3 protein-coding genes are annotated in these 1,276 nt (G+C 49.7%); 1 reads left to right on the forward strand and 2 read right to left on the reverse strand.

Features of this window, described 5'->3' with window-relative positions; translation table 11 throughout:
- Window positions 1-391: phage tail protein (locus tag J4728_RS23635; protein ID WP_202403300.1), on the forward strand; the 391-nt coding region annotated here is incomplete at its 5' end.
- Between the two features lie 4 nt (window positions 392-395).
- On the opposite strand, the gene J4728_RS23640 is transcribed toward J4728_RS23635, so the two are convergent.
- Together J4728_RS23640 and J4728_RS23645 are read right to left on the reverse strand one after the other, a co-directional pair.
- Window positions 396-635 (reverse strand): hypothetical protein, encoded by a 240-nt coding sequence (locus tag J4728_RS23640; RefSeq protein WP_000271302.1) that lies wholly within the window; start codon window positions 633-635, stop codon window positions 396-398.
- Window positions 636-983: 348 nt separating this feature from the next.
- The coding region (locus tag J4728_RS23645) for a shufflon protein C (protein WP_072663260.1) at window positions 984-1,276 on the reverse strand (293 nt) is incomplete at its 5' end.

Raw genomic sequence — 1,276 nt, forward strand, 5'->3', positions numbered from 1 at the left:
GTGCCAATCCGGTGTGTGGGTTGGCTTTGAATCCTACCCTGTGGGAAGCCCTATCCCGTGGCCATCTGCCACTCCTCCACAAGGCTATCTGTTGATGAACGGCCAGTCGTTTTCCTGTTCCCGGTATCCTCAGCTTGCCCGTGCTTATCCTAGCTGTAAATTGCCCGATCTGCGCGGTGTTTTTATCCGTGGCTGGGATAATGGGAAGGGACTTGATGGTGATCGGAACAGACAACTCCTGAGTTATCAGGCCGATCAATCAGGCGTCTATCACGAACGTGGCGGATGGCTGAAAGGGCATCATAGTGGTATGCCATACTGGGCACAGGGGAGTACCACAGAAATGCGTCCCAAAAATATTGCATTCAACTACATTGTTAAAGCCAGCTAGGGACTCACATCTGATAGGCATACACAGAGAAAACACCGTTACCACAGGCGTAATTTTGTGTTGGTCTGGAGATGATTTGATATGACGCTCCCACTGGCACGGCAAATGAAATAAATGCTGTCTTTCCGTAGGAGGGGTTATTGCTGGCATTCATACCAATGAAAGCGCCGTTCACATAGCCCTGAAGATTTGATGTGTTGGCGCAATCACCGCCACCGGCACCATTTCCACCGGAAGCGTACACAAACAAAGTTCCTCTGCCGTTATTTCTCCCGTTAAATGTTCCCCGGTGAGAACCCAGATTGCTGTAACTTCCGTCAGGTGCACCAATCGTTCGCCACACACCGGATTGGCACTGGCCTCCGTGCCAATCCGGTCGGTGGTCTGGTGGCAATAAAGTGAACTACTCCGCCTGTAAGTGGTATCAATCATCTGTAGCAATGAATCACTTCATTGGCGGGAAAAGTGGAGGATCTATCTACTACAAACCCATTCAATGCCCGACCGGATTTATCATGACAGGTACACGCATGTATGGCATTGGTGATGGCGTTGATGAGGAACACGTTGATGCTTATTGTTGCCCCTTCGGTTAAATCCCAGCACCAGGAAGATTCAGGCATGTAACAGTAATTGTGCCGCCGGACTCATAATTTCCCCACGCATAATTATTCACATACCAAACCTTGTTTTGGTCGGAGTATACCTGCTGAAACCCACCAAAAGGCGCACCATTAAGGTATGTCCACGAACAGTACGCATGTACGCCAATGCTCAGATTTCGGGTGTTTTTCCCGATATTGTACGTACTGGTAGTGAAGTTCACTTTTGCCGTTGTCCAGATACCGGATTGGCACTGGCCTCCGTGCCAATCCGGTACGTGGA

It is taken from the genome of Salmonella sp. 32070601201500089SM (assembly GCF_017573605.1).
GTDB lineage: Bacteria > Pseudomonadota > Gammaproteobacteria > Enterobacterales > Enterobacteriaceae > Salmonella > Salmonella enterica.